This is a genomic window from Kribbella sp. CA-253562 (genome assembly GCF_050942265.1).
GTDB lineage: Bacteria > Actinomycetota > Actinomycetes > Propionibacteriales > Kribbellaceae > Kribbella.
Map to the genome: position 1 here is coordinate 1,819,740 of NZ_CP192049.1, position 21,076 is coordinate 1,840,815.

Annotated in this window: 17 protein-coding genes; 11 read left to right on the plus strand and 6 right to left on the minus strand. The window is 70.6% G+C overall.

What is annotated here, in order from left to right; translation table 11 throughout:
- Positions 1 to 13: 13 nt before the first annotated feature.
- The 5 genes from ACQPXM_RS08845 to ACQPXM_RS08865 are packed head-to-tail and all read right to left on the minus strand — an operon-like array spanning position 14 to position 5,093.
- Complete coding sequence (locus tag ACQPXM_RS08845; protein WP_432946671.1) at positions 14 to 1,306, minus strand: DUF58 domain-containing protein; 1,293 nt, start codon at positions 1,304 to 1,306, stop codon at positions 14 to 16.
- Complete coding sequence (locus ACQPXM_RS08850) at positions 1,306 to 2,283, minus strand: AAA family ATPase (RefSeq protein ID WP_432950969.1); 978 nt, start codon at positions 2,281 to 2,283, stop codon at positions 1,306 to 1,308. Before ACQPXM_RS08850 ends, ACQPXM_RS08845 begins: the two co-directional genes overlap by 1 nt.
- Positions 2,264 to 3,430 carry a DUF4350 domain-containing protein gene (locus ACQPXM_RS08855; protein ID WP_432946673.1) on the minus strand — a complete coding sequence of 389 codons (1,167 nt, stop codon included), beginning with the start codon at positions 3,428 to 3,430 and terminating at the stop codon, positions 2,264 to 2,266. The genes ACQPXM_RS08850 and ACQPXM_RS08855 overlap by 20 nt, the downstream gene beginning before the upstream one ends.
- Complete coding sequence (locus ACQPXM_RS08860) at positions 3,427 to 4,065, minus strand: DUF4129 domain-containing protein (protein WP_432946675.1); 639 nt, start codon at positions 4,063 to 4,065, stop codon at positions 3,427 to 3,429. The genes ACQPXM_RS08855 and ACQPXM_RS08860 overlap by 4 nt, the downstream gene beginning before the upstream one ends.
- Complete coding sequence (locus tag ACQPXM_RS08865) at positions 4,062 to 5,093, minus strand: hypothetical protein (RefSeq protein WP_432946677.1); 1,032 nt, start codon at positions 5,091 to 5,093, stop codon at positions 4,062 to 4,064. The genes ACQPXM_RS08860 and ACQPXM_RS08865 overlap by 4 nt, the downstream gene beginning before the upstream one ends.
- 284 nt (positions 5,094 to 5,377) lie before the next feature.
- On the opposite strand from ACQPXM_RS08865, the gene mtrA reads away from it, so the two are divergent.
- The 6 genes from mtrA (at position 5,378) to hpf (ending at position 12,088) form a co-directional block, all read left to right on the plus strand.
- The gene (gene mtrA / locus ACQPXM_RS08870; protein WP_077013824.1) at positions 5,378 to 6,055 is read left to right on the plus strand and encodes an MtrAB system response regulator MtrA; all 678 of its coding nucleotides are present in this window, start codon (positions 5,378 to 5,380) and stop codon (positions 6,053 to 6,055) included.
- Between the two features lie 200 nt (positions 6,056 to 6,255).
- Positions 6,256 to 7,782: an MtrAB system histidine kinase MtrB gene (gene mtrB, locus ACQPXM_RS08875; RefSeq protein WP_432946679.1), complete on the plus strand. Its 1,527-nt coding sequence runs from the start codon at positions 6,256 to 6,258 to the stop codon at positions 7,780 to 7,782.
- The gene (locus ACQPXM_RS08880) at positions 7,779 to 9,563 is read left to right on the plus strand and encodes an LpqB family beta-propeller domain-containing protein (RefSeq protein WP_432946681.1); all 1,785 of its coding nucleotides are present in this window, start codon (positions 7,779 to 7,781) and stop codon (positions 9,561 to 9,563) included. Before mtrB ends, ACQPXM_RS08880 begins: the two co-directional genes overlap by 4 nt.
- 8 nt (positions 9,564 to 9,571) lie before the next feature.
- Positions 9,572 to 10,501 (plus strand): AEC family transporter, encoded by a 930-nt coding sequence (locus tag ACQPXM_RS08885; protein WP_432946683.1) that lies wholly within the window; start codon positions 9,572 to 9,574, stop codon positions 10,499 to 10,501.
- A 54-nt stretch (positions 10,502 to 10,555) separates the two neighbouring features.
- A complete protein-coding gene (locus tag ACQPXM_RS08890) occupies positions 10,556 to 11,245 on the plus strand; it encodes a ComF family protein (protein WP_432946685.1) in 690 nt (229 codons plus the stop codon).
- 216 nt (positions 11,246 to 11,461) lie between these two features.
- Entirely contained in the window at positions 11,462 to 12,088 is a 627-nt protein-coding gene (gene hpf / locus ACQPXM_RS08895; RefSeq protein WP_432946687.1) for a ribosome hibernation-promoting factor, HPF/YfiA family, read from the plus strand.
- A gap of 87 nt (positions 12,089 to 12,175) precedes the next feature.
- On the opposite strand, the gene ACQPXM_RS08900 is transcribed toward hpf, so the two are convergent.
- The gene (locus ACQPXM_RS08900) at positions 12,176 to 12,979 is read right to left on the minus strand and encodes a S1 family peptidase (protein WP_432946689.1); all 804 of its coding nucleotides are present in this window, start codon (positions 12,977 to 12,979) and stop codon (positions 12,176 to 12,178) included.
- A gap of 150 nt (positions 12,980 to 13,129) precedes the next feature.
- On the opposite strand from ACQPXM_RS08900, the gene ACQPXM_RS08905 reads away from it, so the two are divergent.
- The 5 genes from ACQPXM_RS08905 (at position 13,130) to ACQPXM_RS08925 (ending at position 21,019) form a co-directional block, all read left to right on the plus strand.
- The gene (locus tag ACQPXM_RS08905) at positions 13,130 to 14,344 is read left to right on the plus strand and encodes a winged helix-turn-helix domain-containing protein (protein WP_432946691.1); all 1,215 of its coding nucleotides are present in this window, start codon (positions 13,130 to 13,132) and stop codon (positions 14,342 to 14,344) included.
- A 199-nt stretch (positions 14,345 to 14,543) separates the two neighbouring features.
- Positions 14,544 to 17,486: a preprotein translocase subunit SecA gene (gene secA / locus ACQPXM_RS08910; protein WP_432946693.1), complete on the plus strand. Its 2,943-nt coding sequence runs from the start codon at positions 14,544 to 14,546 to the stop codon at positions 17,484 to 17,486.
- 104 nt (positions 17,487 to 17,590) lie between these two features.
- On the plus strand, positions 17,591 to 18,559 hold the full coding sequence (locus ACQPXM_RS08915; RefSeq protein ID WP_432946695.1) for an NAD(P)H-dependent flavin oxidoreductase: 969 nt from the start codon (positions 17,591 to 17,593) through the stop codon (positions 18,557 to 18,559).
- Between the two features lie 142 nt (positions 18,560 to 18,701).
- The gene (locus ACQPXM_RS08920; protein WP_432946697.1) at positions 18,702 to 19,730 is read left to right on the plus strand and encodes a LacI family DNA-binding transcriptional regulator; all 1,029 of its coding nucleotides are present in this window, start codon (positions 18,702 to 18,704) and stop codon (positions 19,728 to 19,730) included.
- Entirely contained in the window at positions 19,727 to 21,019 is a 1,293-nt protein-coding gene (locus ACQPXM_RS08925) for an extracellular solute-binding protein (protein WP_432946699.1), read from the plus strand. The genes ACQPXM_RS08920 and ACQPXM_RS08925 overlap by 4 nt, the downstream gene beginning before the upstream one ends.
- Positions 21,020 to 21,076 lie beyond the last annotated feature (57 nt).

Consider the following 21,076-nt stretch of genomic DNA (forward strand, 5'->3'; position numbering starts at 1 on the left):
GGTGGTGGGAACGTCAGAGCCGGCCGGCCTTCTTCAAAGCCAAGTAGGTGTCGGCCAGCGCCGGCGCGATTCGGTCCGGGTTTTCGTCGACCACGGTGACGCCGGCGCGGGTGAGTACGGCGGTGACGCGTTCGCGGTCGAGGCGGGAGCGGGCGGCGGAGGCGGCGCCGTAGAGCTCGATCAGGTCGGCGCGGGAGGCTTCCAGTTCGTCGAGGCGGGGATCGGCGACGGACGCCAGGACGACGACGTGGCGGCGCAGCAGCGGGCCGATGACCGGGAGCAGGGACTCCTCGATGACGGCGGGTTCCAGGCCGGTGAGCAGGACGACGAGGGAGCGCTGGCCGAGGCGTTCGAGGGTCTGCGAGACGACGACGCGGAAGTCGGTCTGGACGAGCTCGGCGTCGACGGTGGCGAGCGCGTTGACGAACGACGGCAGGACGTCCTCCGGCGCGGGACGGCGGACGTCGGCCCGGACCGCCGAGTCGCAGGCCAGCAAGGAGACCCGGTCGCCGGCGCGGGTGGCCAGTGCCGCGAGCAGCAGCGCGGCGTCCATCGCGTGGTCGAGGCGCGGGGCGTCGCCGACCCGGCCCGCGGACATCCGGCCGGAGTCGATCACGATGGCGACCTGCCGGTCCCGCTCCGGCCGCCAGGTTCGCAGTACGACGTTGCCGCGGCGCGCGGTGGCCCGCCAGTCGATGCTCCGCACGTCGTCGCCCGGCACGTAGTCGCGCAGCGAGTCGAACTCCGTCCCCTGGCCGCGGACGAGCAGCGCGGTCCGCCCGTCCAGCTCGCGCAACCGGGCCAGCCGCGACGGCAGGTGCTTACGGCTGTTGAACGGCGGCAACGCCCGCACGGTCCACGGCACGTCGTGCGAGCCCTGCCGGCCCGCGAAGCCCAGCGGGCCGATCGACCGCACAGTCACCCGGTAGGCCTTCCGGTCGCCGCGCCGCGTCGGCACCAGATGCGTCGTCAGCCGCCGCCGCTCGCCACCCGGCAAGTCCAGCTTGTGCGGCGGATCCTGTACGCCGGCCGACGGCGCCCAGGCGTCTCGCAGCAGCCCTCTGACCCGACGGCCCGGATTGGCGACCAGCAGCGACACCACAGCCTGCTGACCCAGCCGAACCGCGTTGTCCCCGTCCCTGCTGAGCTGAAGCCGTCGCGGCGACCCAGCGAGCAGCACGTCGACCAGACACACCACCAGCACGACAGCAACCACCACACCGACGCCCGACCAGCTAGGCATCGCCAGTGCGACGAAGAGAACTCCCAAGCCGGCCAGGAGTCCGGCCCGGCCCGTGACGACCATCAGCGTGGTACCGGAACCGTGGCGAGCACGCTCTCCAGTACGGCGTCCGCGGTGACGCCCTCCAGCTCGGCCTCCGGCCGGATCTGCACTCGGTGCCGCAGGCAAGGACGTGCCATCGCCTTCACGTCGTCCGGGATCACGTAGTCGCGTCCGGACAGCCACGCCCAGGCACGCGCGACCGCCAGCAACGCGGTCGCCCCACGCGGGGACACCCCGAGCTGCAGCGACGGCGACTGCCGAGTCGCTCGGCACAGGTCCACCACGTACGCCAGCAGATCCTCCCGTACGGCGACCCGCCGTACGGCGGCCTGTCCGGCCAGCAGGTCCTCCGGCCCGGCCACCGGGCGGATCCCCGCCGCGACCAGGTCCCGCGGATCGAACCCCTGCGCGTGCCGGGCCAGTACGGCGATCTCCGCGTCCCGCGGCGGCATGTCCAGCGTGACCTTGAGCAGGAACCGGTCCAGCTGGGCCTCGGGCAACGGGTACGTGCCCTCGTACTCGATCGGGTTCTGGGTCGCGGCGACGACGAACGGCGACGGCAGCTTGCGCGGCTCGCCGTCGACGGTGACCTGCCGCTCCTCCATCGCCTCCAGCAGCGCGGCCTGGGTCTTCGGCGGCGTCCGGTTGATCTCGTCGGCCAGCAGGATGTTGGTGAACACCGGACCCGGCCGGAACTCGAACTCGCTGGTCTTCGCGTCATACACCAGCGAGCCGGTGACGTCACCGGGCATCAGGTCCGGCGTGAACTGCACCCGCTTGGTGTCCAGCCGCATCGCCATCGACAGGGCCCGCACCATCAGCGTCTTGGCCGTACCGGGGACGCCCTCGAGCAGCACGTGGCCGCGGCAGAGCAGCGCGAGGACCAGGGCGGTCACCGCGGTGTCCTGGCCGACGACGGCCTTGCCGATCTCCGTGCGCAGCTCGACCAGCGCTTGCCGGGCCCGCTCCGGGGTGACCTCAGCGGTCCGGGGTGTCACTGACGTCACGGGCTACCTCCTGGGTGAGAACTTGCAGAGCGTCGGACAGGGACAGCAGCGCGGCGTCGTCGACAGGAGGCCCGCCGTAGAGGATGTCGTACAGCACAGCCGGGTCCATGCCGGTCCGGGCCGCGAGCGCGGTGACCACCGCGGTCGGCTCGGCCCGGCGGGGGATGCCGTAGACCTTGAACAGCTTGCCGAGCGCCGACTCGCGCAGTGCGGCGGCCGCGCGGTCCCTGGCCCGCGAACGCCGGTAGAGCCGCGCCCGGCCCTCGGTGGTCTCCGCCGCGTGCACGATGACCGGCAGCGGCTCGGGGACGACCGGGCCCAGCCGGCGGCCTCGCCACAACGCGACGACGAGGACGGCGAAGGCCAGCGCCCAGGCGATGTACCGGACGTCCGGCGGGATCAGCGGCGGCCCGTCGTCGGTCTCCGGATCGTCGAAGCTCGACGACTCGTACTGCGGCAGGTACCAGACCAGGGCCGGGTGGGTGCCGAGCAGGTTGAGCGCGAGCGCCGCGTTGCCGTCGTCGGCCAGTTGGGCGTTCGTGAACGACTGCTGGGTGCCGATCACGTCGACGATCCGGCCGTCGGTCTCCAGCCGCACCACGGTGTAGTTGATGCCGTCGCCGTAGCAGACCTCGGCTCCGGGAGGCGCCGTGTACGTCGTCCCGCGGACGGTCACCGTACCGGCCCTGACCGCGGCGGGCAGATGGCAGTCCGGCGAGCGGCTGCCGGCGGGCAGGGTGGAGCTGGCGTTCTCGATGCCTGGAGCAAGCGTCTCCAGCGCGGTACGGCCGGGGCGGACCAGCACCAGGTGGTCCCAGCGGGCCGCCGCGATCCTGCGCCAGTCGTCGGTGGACAGGCTTCCGGACGGCCCGATCAGCAGCGTCCGGCCGGAACCGCTGCCCACGGCGTCCTCCAGGTCCTCCGTGCCGGTCACCTCGACGCCGTGGTCCTCCAGCAACGTGGCCAGCGCCTTGGCACCACTGGAATCGGTCGAGTCGGGACTGAACGGACCCGAGGTCCGCGCGGCCGTCGCGACCAGCAGCACCACCACCCCGAGGACGAGCACGCCGGTGATCAGCAGGGGAAGTCGCAGCGCACGCCAGCCCTCGCCGACGCTTCGCCCGACCGCGGTGCTCATCCCTGGACCAGCGTCCTGGTGGAGACGCGGCGAGCGGCCTCGTCGGCAGCCACCACCGCGGCGTAGCGCTCCGGCGTACCAGGTCGGTTGCCGTAGACAACTTCGGTGAACACGTCGGCGGCCGGGCGCAGTGGATCGCGCAGTTCCGGGACCGCGCGGCCCGCGTCAGCAACTGCTTCGTACGCCGTCCGTCCGGCGCGCTCGTCCAGCACAGTGCGCTCGGTGAGCTCTGCGACGCAGGCGCGGAACCTGCTCCGCACAGCGCCTGTGTAGTCGCCCGCAGCGGCCTCCTGCTCCGCCTGGGAGCGGTACTGTGCGGCCCTGCGCGGGCGCTCGGTGTCGAAGACAGTCTGGCTGCTCTTGCCGCCGGAGGTGCGCAGCACACCGGCTCGCCAGAGCACGACGACCACGACCAGAGCAATCAGGCCGAGCAGCATGAACAGACCGACCCGGCCGTCGCCACTCGGGTCGACCACGCCGTCCAGCAGGTCGGCGATCCACTCCAGCACCTTGCCGACGGCCTTGCTGAGCAGGGAGTCACTGGCCTGGCCGTAGACCGGCTTGGACAACTCCTTGGCGGCTTCGGCCGCAGCCTCCTCGCGGCTGATGTCCACCGGCGGTTCGTAAGGAATCAAGGTCGCCACTCCGTCGGTCCGGGCACGGTCGGCCGCAGGGAGGGCCGCATCCACAGGTCCAGGCCCTCCCGCCGGACCCGCAGGTCCAGGTAGATCAGCGCCTGGACGGCAGACATGAAGGCGAGGCTGGCGATCAGCGTGGCGACCGTCGCGACGCCGGCCGCGATCGTGACCGCGATGCCGATGATCAGCGCGGCGTCGCCGTCACTGCCGTCGATCCAGCTTCCCAGTGTGACGACGATCGTGGTCACGCCGAACTGCAGCGCGTAGCTGACGATGTTCACCACCACACCGCCGAACAGCAGAATGCCGAAGACCCGCCAGAACCGGCCCTTGACCAGGTACCAGGAGCGCTTCAGCGCGCCCCACGCACCGACTCGGACCGGGATGTAGAGGCCGACGTCCGGAGCGTGTTTGCCCTCCATCAGTACGACGGTCCCGGCCAGCACCAGGCGGATCCCGAAGATCACCACCAGCACGCCACCGAGCAGCATCAGCAGCAGCGCCACCGCACCGGCCACGTCGGAGTTGATCGCGGCGTCCGCACCTGCTCCGGCACCGAAGACCGCGAGCCCCCAGCCGGCCAGCAGTACGACGAACGACAGCGACTGCAGCAGTCCGACCGCGGCGAGCGCGGGCAGAGCGGGCCGGACCAGTCGGAGCAGCTCCCGCGGTGCCAGGCGCCGGCCAAGCTGACTGCGCACCGCCGCCAAGGCGATGATCCCGGCCAGCGTGCTCGACACCACCGCGAACAGGACCAACTGGACGCCGTACATCAGCAGGAGGGCCGCACCGGCCTGCTCGAACGGATCGTCCTGGCCGAAGAACGCGCCGATGCCACCGGGCACCGTCAACTGCGTCAGACCGGCCTGGACGGCGGCCAGGGCGATCCCGGCCAGCACCGGCAGGCCGAGCATGATCGCCTTGTTCTCGGAGATCGTCCGGGCCGCGTTGTCGAGCAGGTCGGCCGGCAACCAGGGCCGCAGCGGCTCACCGCCGTCCTCCCGTACGCCGAGGTCGTCGCGCACGCCGTGCCTCCCCTCACTCGTTCCACGGCCGGCCGCCGGGTTGTCCGCCGGGCGCGACTTGCACCATGATCACCCCCCGGGTGGTCCACGGACCGGCATTGGCGGGGCCTCGCCCGGCGATCCGGCGTGTGCACTACCTGGGGAATGGGACACTATCCGTAGTGCGTACGCTCGGCGGGCGCTGGGCGGCCAGCGCCGGGCCGGCGTTGGGCCAGCGGGATGTCGAGGACCCGGACCGTCAGACAGTAGGCAGGGAGCAGGGCGTGGCAGAAGGCAACCGGACGATGCGAGGACGAGTTCTCATCGTCGACGACGACACGGCGTTGTCGGAGATGCTCAGCATCGTGCTGCGCAACGAAGGCTACGACACCTATCTGTGTGCGACCGGTGACAAAGCGGTACCGGCGTTCCGGGAGTTCAAGCCCGACCTGCTGCTGCTCGACCTGATGCTGCCCGGCATGGACGGCATCGACGTGTGCCGCGCGATCCGCGCCGAGTCCGGCGTACCGATCGTGATGCTGACCGCGAAGAGCGACACCGTCGACGTGGTGCTGGGCCTGGAGTCCGGCGCCGACGACTACGTGGTGAAGCCGTTCAAGCCCAAGGAGCTGGTGGCCCGGATCCGGGCCCGGCTGCGCCGGATGGACGAGCCCGGACCGGAGTCGCTGACCATCGGCGACCTGACCATCGACGTGGCCGGCCACTCGGTCAAGCGCAGCGGCGAGACGATCCAGCTGACCCCGCTGGAGTTCGACCTGCTGGTCTGCCTGGCCTCCAAGCCGTGGCAGGTGTTCACCCGTGAGGTCCTGCTGGAGCAGGTCTGGGGGTACCGGCACGCCGCCGACACCCGGCTGGTCAACGTGCACGTGCAGCGGCTGCGGTCCAAGATCGAGAAGGACCCCGAGCACCCGGAGATCGTGGTGACGGTCCGCGGCGTCGGTTACAAGGCGGGTGCGGACTGATCGAGTACGGCCGCGACGACACGTCGCAGGCGGACAAGCCGGACACCGCACCGGAACCCCGCGGGACCGAGATCGAGCTCACCGCCGCTGGGCTGGACTGGCATGCCGTCCCGCAGCCGTTCTGGCGGACCCATCCCAAGCGCTGGCCCGACCTGTGGCGCCGGTCGATCCAGGCCCGGATCGTCACCGGCACGCTGCTGATGTCGACCGTCGTGCTGATCCTGGTCGGCTGGGTGATGATGAGCCAGGTCACCGACGGTGTGCTGGAGTCGCGCCGGACCAGCGCGCAGGCCGAGGCGGCCGCCCAGCTGAGCGCGCTGTCCAGCTCGATCAACGCCGCCGACCCGGCCACCATCACGCAGAAGCTGACCGAACTGGTCCAGAACGCGAACCGCGCCGGCCTGTACGACGTGGTGCTGATGCCCACCTCGACCTCCGGGTCCGTGCTGATCCAGCAGACCGGTGGCGTGCTGAGCAGCTCCGTCCCGCAGGAGCTGCAGTCGTCGGTCGGCAGCGACGACTCCCAGCTCTTCGACACCTACACGTTGATCAACTACGACGGTCAGCCCAGCGCCCCGGGTCTGGCGATCGGTTCGCAGGTCCGGGTCAACTCCACCGCCGAGCGGTACGAGGTGTACTTCCTCTTCCCGCTGACGGCCCAGCAGGAGACGCTCGACGTCGTCCAGCGAGCCCTGCTCACCGCGGGCCTGCTCCTGGTCGTCCTGCTCGGTGCGGTCGCCTGGCTGGTCACCCGGCAGGTGGTCACCCCGGTGCGGATGGCCCGGCGGATCGCTGAGCGGCTCGCGGCCGGCAAGCTCGAGGAGCGGATGCAGGTCCGCGGCACCGACGACCTGGCCCGGCTGGCGGTCTCGTTCAACAAGATGGCCAGCAACCTGCAGCAGCAGATCCGCCGGCTGGAGGAGCTGTCGCGGCTGCAGCGCCGGTTCGTCTCCGACGTGTCGCACGAGCTGCGCACGCCGCTGACCACGGTCCGGATGGCCGCCGACCTGCTGCACGAGACCCGCGACGACTTCGACCCGATCACCCGCCGCTCGGTCGAGCTGCTGCAGAACGAGCTGAACCGCTTCGAGGAGCTGCTGTCCGACCTGCTGGAGATCAGCAGGTTCGACGCCGGCGCGGCCGCGCTCGACCTGGAGGACGTCGACCTGCGCGACATCGTCGCCCGGGTGCTTGAGAACCACGAGACCCTGCTGGAGCGCAAGGGCTGCCAGGTCGAGCTGGCGATGCCCGAGCCGTGCCGGGCCCAGGTCGACTCGCGCCGGATCGAGCGGATCCTGCGCAACCTGATCGGCAACGCGATCGAGCACAGCGAGGGCCGGCCGATCCGGATCAGCACGGCCACCGACGCCGACGCCGCCGCGGTCGCCGTGCGCGACCACGGCATCGGCTTCCGGGCCGAGGAGGCCGAGATGGTGTTCAGCCGGTTCTGGCGGGCCGACCCGGCCCGCGCCCGGACCACCGGCGGTACCGGCCTGGGGCTGTCGATCGCGCTGGAGGACGCCCGGCTGCACGGCGGCCGCCTGGACGCCTGGGGCTCGCCCGGCGACGGCGCCTACTTCCGGCTGACCCTGCCGCGGCGCCCGGACGTCACACTGTCCGGCTCGCCGTTGCCGGCCCGCCCGGCCGACGCGTCGCGGGTGGTGCCGGAGATGCTGGTCGACGTGGGAGCGCCGTACCAGAAGCTGACCAGGAGTGAGGACTTGTGAGGACCCGACGAGCCGGTGGGTTGCTGGCGGCGGCGCTGGCCGCCGTCCTGGTGGCCGGTGGGTGCGCGTCCGTGCCGACCGAGGGGCAGATCCGCAGCGGCAGCAAGAACGCCGCCGCCGCGTCCGGTGGCCGGGTCGGCGTCGAGGCCCAGGCCCCGCGGACGAACGCCAAGCCGCCGGCGCTGGTCAGCGGGTTCCTGGAAGCGATGTCGGACTTCAACAGCTACGACACCGCCCGCCAGTACATGACGCCCGACGCCGGGGCGCAGTGGCGGCCGGAGACGAAGATCTCGGTCTACGACCAGAGCTCGACCAAGGCGCTGACCCAGCTGCCCGGCAGCACCACGATCCGGCTTCGCGCACCACTGGTCGGCACCATCGACGAGCGCGGCAGCTGGTCGTCGGCGCCGCGCGGCACGTTCGTGCAGTTCGACTTCAAGGTGGTGCAGGCCGACGGCCAGTACCGGGTCTCCAGCGTGCCGCCCGGCGTCTTCCTGGGCAGCAACCAGCTGGAGTCGCGGCTCGAGCCGTACGCGCTGTACTTCGCCAACCGGGACCGCTCGATGCTGGTCCCGGACCCGATCTTCCTGCCGGCGCTGCCGCCCGGGCAGGTCGCGACCCGGCTGATCCAGGAGTTGCTGAAGGGCCCGACCGGCCTGCTCGGCAACGGCGTCGGCACCGCGGCGCCGCCCGGCACACAGGTGAACGTCTCGGTCCCGGTCGAGCTCGGCGAGGCGACCGTCGAGCTGAGCACGTCGGCGGCCGGACTCTCGGCCGCCGACCGAACCGTGCTGGCCGCGCAGATCATGTGGACGCTGCGCCCGATCAGCACCCGGGTGAAGATTACCGTCGACGGCACCGGGCTGGTGGAGAACAACAACGACCCGCTCCAGTTCACCAACTACGCGCAGTACGACCCGACGGTGCCGGTGCCGCAGATGAAGGAGCTGTACGGCGTCCTGAACACCAAGAAGATCGCGCGGGCCAATCTCGACAGTGCCACCACGATCGGCATCACCCCGCTGGACAAGAGCCAGCTGTTCCCGTTCAGCGCGGACAGCTTCGCGGTCGACCTGCGGGGCTCGGCCGGCGCTGTGGTGACCAGGACCGACGGCAAGCAGGTGGTCGCCTACGGCTCGCTGGACGAGGCCGAGGACGAGAACGACAAGGTCGACTTCGTGCCCACCGTCGGCACGGTGCTGCGGCCCAGCTTCGACAACCAGGAGAACCTCTGGATCCTGGACCGGGCCGAGAGCTCCGCCCCGCGGCTGCGGTTCCGCGCCAAGGACGGCAAGATCACCGACGTCCGGGTCGACTTCCAGGGCCGCACACCGGTCCAGCTGCGAATGGCCCCCGACGGCGTCCGGGCGCTGGTGGTGCTCAGGGACAAGGCCGGCCAGAACTCGGTCGTGACCCGCACGATCACCACCGACGACGCCGGCAAGCTGCAGCTCACCCAGGAGCACCGGCTGCAGGTCCCGCTGTACGACATCACCGACGCGACCTGGAACCAGCTCGGCGTCCTCGTGGCCGGCCGACCGGCCCGCAACAGCCCACGGCAGCCCTGGCTGGTCAACGTCGACGGCTCCGCTCCGCGGATCGTGCCCGGCGCGTCGAACAACCGCTTCCAGGCCCTGCACGTCGCCTCGAACCCCAACCTCGACACCCTCCCGGTGGTCCAGGACACCGAGGGCGTCACCCACTGGCAGAGCAAGGACCTCAACTGGTCGGTCCTCGACGACGACCAGCAGGTCAAGATCGACCCGCTGTACCCCGGCTGATCCCCGCGATGTCGTCGGTTCTGGGTGCCTTCTTCACGCTCGTCGCGGTCGCCGTTCTCGGGTACGTCGTCGGTCGGGCCGGAGTGCTCCGGTCCGACGACGAGCTGGTGCTGTCCCGGCTCGCCTTCTACGTCGCCACGCCCGCACTGCTGTTCGGCACGGTCGCCCGCGCGGACCTGACCGCGATCTTCTCGCCGGTGCTGCTCACCAGCCTGGCCGGTGTGCTGGTCATCGTCCTGCTGTCGGTGACCGTGTCGGCCCTGATCTGGCACCGGGACCGGGCTCAGTCGACGATCGGCGCCCTCGCCGCGTCGTACGTCAACGCGGGCAACCTGGGTGTGCCGGTCGCCGTGTACGTGCTCGGCGACGGCGCCCTGGTCGCGCCGATCGTGCTCTTCCAGCTGCTCGTGATGGCTCCGGTCGCCTTCGCCGTACTGGACGGGTACCGGCAGGGCTCCGGGCGCCGGGTGTCGCTGCGGACCGTGCTGACCCGGCCGGTGCGCAACCCGCTCACCGTCGCGTCGCTGCTCGGCCTGCTGGTCGCGGCCGTCGGCGTCGACCCGCCGACGCTGCTGATGCGCCCGATCGAGCTGGTCGGCGCCGCGGCGGTCCCGGTCGCGCTGATCGCGTACGGGCTGAGCCTGAGCGCCAAGACCAGCAACACCCGGCTCGGTCCCGGACCGGACGTCGTACTGGCTGTCACGCTCAAGACCGTGCTGCAGCCCGCCGTCGCGTACGCCGTCGGCCGCTGGGTCCTCGGCCTCGAGGGACACGCCCTGCTCGCCCCGACCCTGCTGGCCGCCCTCCCCACCGCCCAGAACGTCTACGTCTACGCCGTGCACTACCGGACCGGCCAGCAGCTCGCCCGCAGCAGCGTTCTGCTCACCACGCTGCTGTCCATCCCGACGATGACCCTGATCACCGGGCTGCTCGCCTGAGTTGTCCACAGGGCCGGTTTGTGGCCGAACCGCGGCATGACGCAGGGTTTCGGCGTGGGGCTTCGGGACGCGTGGCTGGATCTCGTCCTCGGTGGCAGCTGCGCCGGGTGTGAACGCCCAGGCCGCAGCCTTTGCGGCGAGTGCCGAGCCGAGCTGGTGGCGCTGACTCCGTTCGCGGCCGTTCCGGTGCCGGTGCCGGCTGGTTTTCCGCGTGCGACCGCCTGTTCGCCGTACGAGGGGGTGGTGCGCCGGTTGATCGTCGAGCACAAGGAGCACGCCCGCTACAGCTTGGCCGGGCCGCTCGGCCGGACGCTCGCCGGAGGGGTCGCCGAAGCGATCGCTCCGGGTCGCGCCGTGTGGCTGTGCCCGATCCCGTCGGCAGCCGCGACCGTCCGCGCGCGCGGGCACGAGCCGCTGCGGCGGATCGCGATCGTTGCCGCGCGCCACCTCCGCGCCGACGGGTACGACGTCCGCCTGGCGGACGCGCTGCGCATGCTTCGGCGGCCGGCCGACCAGGCCGGGCTGTCGGCGCGGGAGCGAGCGGTCAACCTGGAGGGCGTGTTCGCCGTGCGTTCGCGCTGGGCTGAAACGCTGACGGATCAGCCGGTCCTGCTGGTGGACGACGTGCTGACCACCGGATCCACGCTCACGCAGGCCGCCGGAGCCTTGGAAACAACGGGAATCGCGGTGCTCGGAGCCACCGTGCTGGCCGCTACCCGGCGCCGGGTGGCGCCCGGTTCATGAGAACTTCCCTACCGGTTTTCGCCGAAGCCGACTAGCGTTGGCCTATGACACCCGCTAGGGCTTGTCGGGCAGGGAAGTGGCGCAGGACCGGATCAGCCGGATTCCTGGCCACGGACTCCGACCGGCTCGACAGCGGGTGTTGTCGTTTCGGGCGCCGCGCCGTTGGAAACGGGGGCCCCGGGACGTAAAAGAAGTCGCCGATCGATGGAGGTTTCCGTGGACGTCGTTGTCAAGGGTCATCACTGCGAAGTCAGTGACCGCTTCCGGCAGTACGTCGAGGAAAAGCTCGCCAGGATCGAGAAGGTCGATCACCGGGTGCTGCGATGCGAGGTGGAAGTCAGTCAGGAGAAGAACCCGCGACAGCACGATCGGGCGATGCGCGTCGAGCTCACCATGTACACCAAGGGCCCGGTGGTCCGGGCCGAGGCCAGCGGTGAGACCAAGCAGGCGGCGTTCGACGTCAGCCTGGACCGGCTGCGCGCCCAGGTCCGCAAGGCGGCCGATCGCCGCCGGGTGCACCGCGGCGAGCACGCTCCGGAAGGCCTGCGGCACGTCAACGCCAAGCAGACCCTGAACGGCAACGCCCCCGAGGTGGAGGACACCGGCGCCGAGGACGAGGTGCCGACCAAGAAGTTCGGATCGCTGACGGTGACCGGTGACGGCCCGCTGGTGATGCGCGAGAAGACCCACACCGCCAAGCCGATGTCGCTCGACCAGGCGCTGTACGAGCTGGAACTGGTCGGCCACGACTTCTACCTGTTCGTCGACGCCGACGAGAACCAGCCGAGCGTCGTCTACCGCCGCCGCGGCTACGACTACGGCGTGATCCGCCTGTCGGTCTAGCGGCTCCCCGAAGCGCGAGCAGAGCGGCCCGGGCGAAACGCCCGGGCCGCTCCCGCTTCAGAAAGGTTCTGCCTTCGCCTGGAAGGTCTAGCCGGCGATCTGCGCCTGCAGTTCGGCCGAGTAGGTCGCGACCTCGGCGTACACGCCCGGGTTGCCGGCGTCGGCGCAGCCGATGCCCCACGAGACGACGCCGAACAACCGGCCGTTCAGCACCAGCGGGCCACCGGAGTCGCCCTGGCAGGAGTCCTTGCCGCCGTTCTCGTAGCCGGCGCAGATCTCGCCGTCCCCGGCGTAGCCCTGGCTGGCGTACACCTGCTTGCAGTACGCGTCACCGAGCACCGGGACGGTCACCTTCTGGAACGTGTCGGCCGGACCGGTTCCCTCGGTGTTGCCGTAGCCGTAGACGACCGATTGGGCGCCGACCACGTCGGCGGCGGTGTCGGTCTCCAGGGGCAGCGTGGGCACACCGGTGAACGGCGTCTCCAGCGTCATCACCGCGACGTCGTGCCCGGGCTCCTTCCCGTACGCCGGGTCGGCCCAGATCTTGCTGATCTTCGAGGTCTTGCCGCCGGTGTCCGCGAGCTTGTCGCGGCCCTGGATGGCGGTGTAGGTGCTCGCCGCCTCGGTCGCGCAGTGTGCGGCGGTGACGATCTTGTCCGGCGCGACCAGCGTGGCGCCGCAGTACTGGCCGCTGGGGACCGGGGATCCGCTGTTGTTCAGCGCAAGCGCCCACGGGGTGTCGGCGGTGTGTGCGATCTCGCCGCCGACGATCCGGGTGTGCGGCGGTTCGGGCGCCGGGGCGGCCGACGCGGTGGCGACCGCACCGAGTGACGCGACGGTCAGCGCCGCCGCGGCCAGGCCGGCGCGAACCAGCTGGAGTTTTCCTGTCATTGCCTCACGCTCCACAGGTGTAGGAGGCCGCGCGGGCGTCGCGGCCTACCGAGCAGCGTCCACCGGGTACGGTGCGTAGCGCACCTCTCACTTGTGGTCACACCGCAGTTATGACCGGATTCTGTCGGTACTGCCCGGCAGAATGTCGGCGTGACCCAGACACAGGTGCTGTCTCAGGCTCAGGCCCGCCGGATCGGGCTGGCCGCGCAGGGGTTCTCCGACCCGCGGCCGAAGGGCGTGCCGGACATGCGGGCGCTGAGCCGGGTGCTCGGCCGGATCGGCCTCTTGCAGATCGACTCGGTCAACGTGCTGAGCCGCGCGCAGTACCTGCCGCTCTACTCCCGCCTCGGGCCGTACCCGCGCGACCTGCTCGACCGGGCCGCCGGCAAGGCCCCCCGCCGCCTGGTGGAGTACTGGGCGCACGAGGCGTCGCTGATCCCGGTCGAGACCCATCCACTGATGCGCTGGCGGATGGCGCGGGCGACCACCGAGGCGTGGGGTGGGCCGCGCTCGATCGCGGCCGAGCGGCCCGACCTGGTCAAGCAGGTGCTCGCCGATGTCACCGCGCAGGGTCCGCTGACCGCGCGGGAGATCGACGACGACGTGGAGCGCGACCGGGACAACTGGGGCTGGAACTGGTCGGACGTGAAGCGCGCGCTGGAGTTCCTGTTCTTCGCCGGCGAGATCACCGTCGCGAAGCGCAACCAGCAGTTCGAGCGGCTGTACGACATCCCGGAGCGGGTGTTGCCGGCGTCCGTGCTGGCCACGCCGGTCCCCTCGATGGAAGACGCGCACCGCGAGCTGGTCCGGATCGCGGCGAAGGCGCACGGGGTGTCGACCGCGCAGTGCCTGAAGGACTACTTCCGGACCAGCCCGGCGCCGACCACGCAGGCGATCCAGGAGCTGGTCGACGACGGCGAGCTGCTGCCGGTCGCCGTCGAGGGGTGGAAGCGCCCGGCGTACCTGCACCGCGACGCCAAGCTCCCGCGCCGGGTGAACACCCGCGCCCTGGTCAGCCCGTTCGACTCGCTGGTCTTCGAGCGGACCCGGACCGAGAAGCTGTTCGACTTCCGGTACCGGATCGAGATCTACGTGCCCGCCGACAAGCGGATCTACGGGTACTACGTGCTGCCGTTCCTGCTCGGCGACCGGCTGGTGGCCCGGGTCGACCTGAAGGCGGACCGGACGGCCGGCGTACTGCTGGTGCAGTCCGCGCACGCCGAGACCGGCGCGCCGGCCGAGACTCCGGAGGAGCTGGCCGCCGAGCTGGTCCAGCTGGCCGGCTGGCTCGGCCTGTCCCAGGTCCGGGTCGCCGGGCCGGGCGACCTCGCGCCTGCGCTGAGTCACGCCCTGCGCGGACAGTGACGGCCGGAACTTTTCGGCGCCGCCGTGCGTGAGTCCTGAAGGCCCGACGCACGCAGCCGACGTGGCTTGGCTCACCCGGGCCCGTACGATAGGTGACGCACGCCGCCCGGCGGGTGGACCGTGCCGTGCCCAGTGCGGGTACGACGCCGGCAAAGTCCGCCGCAACCAGGCTTCAGCAGCAAGGAGAGAACTGCCCACCATGAAGGTGATCGACAAGGTCCTGCGCATCGGCGAGGGCAAGACGCTGCGCCAGCTCGAGCGCATCGCGAAGGTGGTCAACTCCATCGAGGACGACTTCGTCGCGATGTCCGACGAGGAGCTGCGCGGCCAGACCGCCGACTTCAAGCAGCGGGTGGACAACGGTGAGTCCCTCGACGCGCTGCTGCCGGAGGCCTTCGCGGTCGTCCGGGAGGCGGCCAAGCGGACCCTGCACCAGCGCCACTACGACGTCCAGATCATGGGCGGCGCCGCGCTGCACCTGGGCAACATCGCCGAGATGAAGACCGGTGAGGGCAAGACCCTGGTCGGGACGCTGCCGACGTACCTGAACGCATTGTCCGGCAAGGGCGTGCACGTGGTCACGGTGAACGACTACCTGGCCAAGTTCCAGGCCGAGTGGATGGGCCGGGTGTACCACTTCCTCGGCCTCGACTACGGCGTGATCCTGCCGGAGATGACGCCGGCCGAGCGCCGGATCGCCTACGCCAAGGACATCACCTACGGCACGAACAACGAGTTCGGCTTCGACTACCTGCGCGACAACATGGCCAACGACATCGCCGACTGCGTGCAGCGGGGCTACAACTTCGCGATCGTCGACGAGGTGGACTCGATCCTGATCGACGAGGCCCGGACGCCGCTGATCATCTCCGGCCCGGCCGAGGACTCCCAGCGCTGGTACGTCGAGATGGCCCAGATCGCCTCGACCCTGCAGGCGTGGACCAACGCCGACGAGCAGAAGCTGAAGAACGAGCGGCGCAGCGTCTCCGACCTGGAGATCGACGAGAAGAAGCGCAAGGTCGCCGACTACGAGGTGGACGAGAAGAAGCGCACCGTCGCGATTCTCGAGCGCGGGATCGAGAAGGTCGAGGACCGGCTCGGCATCGACAACCTCTACGAGTCGGCCAACACCCCGTTGATCAGCTACCTGAACAACGCGCTGAAGGCCAAGGACCTGTTCAAGCGCGACAAGGACTACGTGGTCGTCGACGGCGAGGTGCTGATCGTCGACGAGCACACCGGCCGGACGCTGCACGGCCGCCGCTACAACGAGGGTCTGCACCAGGCGATCGAGGCCAAGGAGAAGGTCGAGATCAAGGAGGAGTACCAGACCCTGGCGACGATCACGCTGCAGAACTACTTCCGCCAGTACACCAAGCTGGCCGGCATGACCGGTACGGCGATGACCGAGGCGGCGGAGTTCTCCAAGATCTACAACCTCGGCGTGGTCCCGATCCCGACCAACAAGCCGATGGTCCGGGTCGACCAGCGCGACCTGATCTACCGCACCGAGGACGCCAAGTTCGACGCGGTGGTCAAGGACATCGTCGAGAAGCACAAGACCGGGCAGCCGATCCTGGTCGGCACCACCAGCGTGGAGAAGTCCGAGCGGCTGTCCGCGCAGCTGCGCAAGGAGAACATCCCGCACGAGGTGCTGAACGCCAAGCAGCACGCGCGGGAGGCGGCGATCGTCGCCGAGGCCGGCCGCAAGGGCGCGGTCACGGTCGCCACCAACATGGCCGGTCGTGGTACCGACATCATTCTCGGCGGCAACCCGGAGTTCCTGGCCGACAAGGACCTGCGGGCCCGCGGCATCGACCCGGTGGAGTCGCCGGAGGAGTACGAGGCCGAGTACCCGAAGGTGCTGGAGAAGTTCGAGCAGCAGGTCAAGGAGGAGCAGAAGGAGGTCCGCGAAGCCGGCGGCCTCTACGTGCTCGGCACCGAGCGGCACGAGTCGCGCCGGATCGACAACCAGCTGCGCGGCCGGTCCGGCCGTCAGGGTGACCCGGGCGAGTCGCGCTTCTACCTGTCCCTCGAGGACGACCTGATGCGGCTGTTCAAGCGCGAGATGGTCGACTGGGCGATGTCGCGCAACGAGGACGATACGGTGCCGCTGGAGAACAAGGTGGTCACCAAGGCGATCGCGTCGGCGCAGTCGCAGGTCGAGGCGCAGAACTTCGAGACCCGCAAGAACATCCTCAAGTACGACGACGTGATGAACCGCCAGCGCCACGTCGTGTACGCCGAGCGCCGCCGGGTGCTCGAGGGCGCCGACCTGCGTGAGCAGGTGCTGGACATGCTCGACGAGACCGTCACCGGCTACGTCCAGGGCGCGACCGCGGACGGCTTCGCCGAGGACTGGGACCTGGACCCGCTGTTCACCGCGCTGCGCACCCTGTACCAGACCCAGCTGACCGAGGAAGACCTGATCGAGGAGGCCGGCGGCGAGCGGTCCGGCCTGACCCAGGACTTCATGATCGAGAAGTTCGTCACCGACGCCCGCGAGGCCTACGCCCGGCGCGAGGAGCTGCTCGGCACCGAGGCCATGCGCGAGCTGGAGCGCGGCGTCGTGCTGAACGTGCTGGACCGCAAGTGGCGCGAGCACCTGTACGAGATGGACTACCTGCGGGAGGGCATCGGCCTGCGGGCGATGGCGCAGCGCGACCCGCTGGTGGAGTACCAGCGCGAGGGCTACGACATGTTCGCCGCGATGATGGAGTCGATCAAGGAGGAGTCGGTCGCGTTCATCTTCAACGTCGAGGTCGACGTCGAGGCGATGCGCGCCCAGCAGGCCGCGGCGGCCGAGGTCGTCGAGGAGGCCGAGGACATCCTCACCCCGGGCGCGCCGGTGGCGGAGTTCCCGGGCCGCGACGCCGACCGTCCGCAGGACGGCCCGCGGCTGACCGACCGGCCGAAGCTGCTGGCCAAGGGCCTGGGCAAGGAGAACCGCCCGCCGCAGCGCCTGTCCTACTCGGCGCCGACGATCGACGGTGACGAGGAGGTCGCGGTCCGCACCGAGGGCGGCGGCGACGCGAGCGGCCTGATGTACCCGGGCACCCCGCGCAACGTCGCGTGCCCGTGTGGCTCGGGCAAGAAGTACAAGCGCTGCCACGGCGACCCGCAGTCGGACGTCTACAAGTAACCACCCGCAGCACCCGACGGCCGTCGCGAGACCTCCGCGGCGGCCTTCGTCGTGCAGTGACGCCGACCATGGCGGCGCAGACCTGATTGTGGTGCGCTGTGGGCATGGGCAACTGGCTGATGGAGACCTTCGGGCTCACAGTGCCGGTCGTCGGAGCGCCGATGGCCACCGTGAGCGGGGGAAAGCTGACCGCCGCGATCTCGAGCGCCGGCGGGCTGGGGATGCTGGGCGCCGGCTCGGCGGTGACCGCCGACTGGATCCGGACCGAGGGCGCAGTGGCCGCAGCGAGCGGGAAGCCGTACGGGGTGGGCCTGATGGCTTGGGCCGTTGCTGACCACCTCGACCACCTCGACGCCGTCCTGGAGCTGAAGCCGGCCCTGGTCTCGCTCAGCTTCGGGGACTACACGCCGTACGTCAGCCGGCTGCAGCAGGCCGGGATCGTGGTGGCGACCCAGGTCGGGACGGTGGCCGACGCGCGCGGCGCGATCTCGGCAGGCGTCGACGTGGTCGTCGTCCGGGGCTCCGAAGCGGGTGGTCACGGGCGGAACCAGGTCGGCACATTGCCGCTGCTGCAGGCTGTCCTCGAACTGACCAGCTCGACCGCCGGCGGACCCGCCGTACCGGTGCTCGCCGGGGGCGGCATCTCCGGCCCGCGCGGTCTGGCGGCTGTGCTCGCGGCCGGCGCGGCGGGCGGCTGGATCGGGACCGCGTTCCTCACCGCCGCCGAGGCGCTCACGCCGCGGCCGGCCCGCGCGCGTCTGCAGGCCGCCGCCGAGACCGACACGGTGTACGGCACGGTCTTCGACGCCGCCTCCCGCGCGGGCTGGCCGGACGAGTTCGGCGGTCGGGCCCTGCGCAACGACTTCTTCGACCGCTGGGAAGGCCGCGAGCAGGAGCTGAAGACCGACGACGCCGGACACGCCGAGTACGTGGCCGCCACCAAGGCGGTGGATCCCAGCGCCACCTCCTTGTACGCCGGCCAGGGCGTCGGCGTCCTCGCCGGCGAGCCGACTGCCGCTCAGGTCGTCGAGCACTTCGCGACCTATCGCACTTACCTCCGAGCCGCCCTGTAGTCCGTCACTCATCAACCGCCGAACTCTGCGCCGCTACCGCTCGGGGTCGTCGTTGCGTTGACGCTGCGCTCTTGACGCGGCGGGTTTTGACCGGTTTAGTGAGTGTTTAAACCGGTTTAAACGCTCATCCGAGGAGGACGCCGTGGCCAAGGACCGACCGACGATCGCCGACGTGGCCGCCCGCGCCGGTGTCTCCAAGGGCTCGGTCTCGTTCGCCCTGAACGGCCGGCCCGGGCTCGCCCAGGCCACCGTCGACCGGATCCTCGCGGCCGCCGACGAGCTCGGCTGGCGGCCCAGCAACCGGGCCCGTTCGCTGTCGGTCTCGAAGGCGTTCGCGCTCGGCCTGGTGATCACCAGGGATCCGGCCGTGCTGTCGTCCGACCCGTTCTTCCCGGCCTTCATCGCCGGCGTCGAGAGCGTGCTCGCCCCGCGCGGCCAGGCGCTCGTCCTGCAGGTCGTCCCTCCGGGCGAGGACGAGGCGGCCGGTTACCGGCGACTGGCCCAGGACGGCCGGGTCGACGGCGTCTTCCTGTCCGACCTCCGGCACGACGATCCGCGGATCGACCTGCTCAGCGAGCTCGGCCTGCCCGCCGTCACGCTGAACCGTCCGGTCGGGCCGTCGCCGTTCCCGGCCGTCTGTCTGGACGACCGTCCGGGCACGGTCGCGGTCGTCGAGCACCTGCTCGAACTCGGCCACCGGCGGATCGCGCACGTCGCCGGTCCGCCGGCCTTCGTGCACGCCACCGCGCGGTCCGAGGCCTTGGTCGCGACGCTGGCCGAGGCCGGACTGAAACCGGTCGCGATCGAGGGCAGCGATTTCACCGCCGCGGGCGGGATCGAGGCGACCCGGCGGCTGCTCGCCCTGCCGCGGCGGCCGACCGCGATCGTGTACGCCAACGACCGGATGGCGATCGCCGGGCTCGGCGCCGCTCAGCAGGCCGGGCTGTCCGTGCCCGGCGACCTGAGCATCGCGGGCTTCGACGACAGCGAGCTCGCCGAGTTCGTGCATCCCGGCCTGACCACGGTGCGCGCCGACCCCTACGCCTTCGGCGAGGCCGCCGCGACCACGCTCAACCACCTGATCGACGGGACCCGGGACGTCGCCGACGTGGAGCTCCCACCGGCCCGCCTGGTCGTCCGCCGTTCGACCGCACGTCTGGAGGAGTCATGAAACGCAAGCTGACCGCAGGGCTGCTGGCACTGGGGCTGACCGGGGTCGCCGCCGCGTGCGGTGGCGGAGACGGCGGGGGTGACGCCGACGCGGCCGCCCAGGCCCGGGGCGAGATCACCGTCTGGTTGTCGAACAACCCCGAGGAAGTGGCCTGGGGCAAGCAGATGGTCGCCGCCTGGAACGCCGCGCATGCCGACCAGTTGGTCACCGCGCAAGAAATTCCGGCCGGCAAGAGCTCCGAGGAAGTGATCGGTGCCGCGATCACCGCCGGCAACGCGCCGTGCCTGATCTTCAACACCTCACCGGCCTCGGTGTCGCAGTTCCAGAAGCAGGGTGGCCTGGTGGCGCTCGACAGCTTCGACGGCGGCAAGGACTACGTCGAGAGCCGCAGCGGCAAGGTCGCCGAGCAGTACAAGTCCACCGACGGCAAGTACTACCAGCTGCCGTGGAAGGACAACCCGGTGATGATCTTCTACAACAAGAAGGCGTTCGCGAAGGCGGGCATCGACACCGCGAAGCCGCCGCTGGCGACGTACGACGAGTTCCTGGCCACGTCGCGCAAGCTGGTCGCCGCGAAGGCCGCGAAGTACGCGATCTACCCGGCGCCGAGCAACGAGTTCTACCAGTCCTGGTTCGACTTCTACCCGCTGTTCGCGGCCGAGACCGGTGGCAAGCAGCTGGTGGCCGACGGCAAGGCGCAGTTCGCCTCCGACGAGGGCAAGAAGGTCGCCGCGTTCTGGCGCACGCTGTACGCCGAGAAGCTCGCGTCGCAGGAGAAGTACACCGGTGACTCGTTCGTCGACGGCACCGCCGCGATGGCGATCGTCGGGCCGTGGGCGGTCGCGACGTACAAGAACAAGGTGGAATGGGGCGCCGTGCCGGTGCCGACCTCGGCCGGCAAGCCCGCGAACGAGACCTACACGTTCAGCGACGCCAAGAACGTCGCGATGTACGCGTCCTGCAAGAACCGGGGCACCGCCTGGGACGTGCTGAAGTTCGCCACCAGCAAGGAGCAGGACGGCAAGTTGCTGGAGGCCACCGGTCAGATGCCGCTGCGCGACCAGGTCGCCACGGCGTACCCGGAGTACTTCCAGAAGAACCCCGACTACCAGCAGTTCGCCGACCAGGCGGCCCGCACGGTCGAGGTGCCGAACGTGCCGAACTCGATCACGATCTGGCAGACCTTCCGGGACGCCTACTCCAAGTCCGTGATCTTCGGCCAGGAAGACCCGGGCGCAGCCCTCGACGGCGCCGCCCAGAAGGTCGATCAGCTCGCCAAGCAGTCATGACAGTGCTGATTGCCTCGCCTCCGGCTCGGCGGGTCATGGGGCTCAACTCCCGTCCTT

Coding starts and splice junctions, on each gene's coding strand:
- mtrB (WP_432946679.1), top strand. CDS start 6,256: ATGTCGACCGTCGTGCTGATCCTGGTCGGCTGGGTGATGATGAGCCAG.
- secA (WP_432946693.1), top strand. CDS start 14,544: ATGAAGGTGATCGACAAGGTCCTGCGCATCGGCGAGGGCAAGACGCTG.
- ACQPXM_RS08915 (WP_432946695.1), top strand. CDS start 17,591: ATGGGCAACTGGCTGATGGAGACCTTCGGGCTCACAGTGCCGGTCGTC.
- ACQPXM_RS08900 (WP_432946689.1), bottom strand. CDS start 12,979: ATGACAGGAAAACTCCAGCTGGTTCGCGCCGGCCTGGCCGCGGCGGCG.
- ACQPXM_RS08925 (WP_432946699.1), top strand. CDS start 19,727: ATGAAACGCAAGCTGACCGCAGGGCTGCTGGCACTGGGGCTGACCGGG.
- ACQPXM_RS08885 (WP_432946683.1), top strand. CDS start 9,572: ATGTCGTCGGTTCTGGGTGCCTTCTTCACGCTCGTCGCGGTCGCCGTT.
- mtrA (WP_077013824.1), top strand. CDS start 5,378: ATGCGAGGACGAGTTCTCATCGTCGACGACGACACGGCGTTGTCGGAG.
- ACQPXM_RS08855 (WP_432946673.1), bottom strand. CDS start 3,430: ATGAGCACCGCGGTCGGGCGAAGCGTCGGCGAGGGCTGGCGTGCGCTG.
- ACQPXM_RS08845 (WP_432946671.1), bottom strand. CDS start 1,306: ATGGTCGTCACGGGCCGGGCCGGACTCCTGGCCGGCTTGGGAGTTCTC.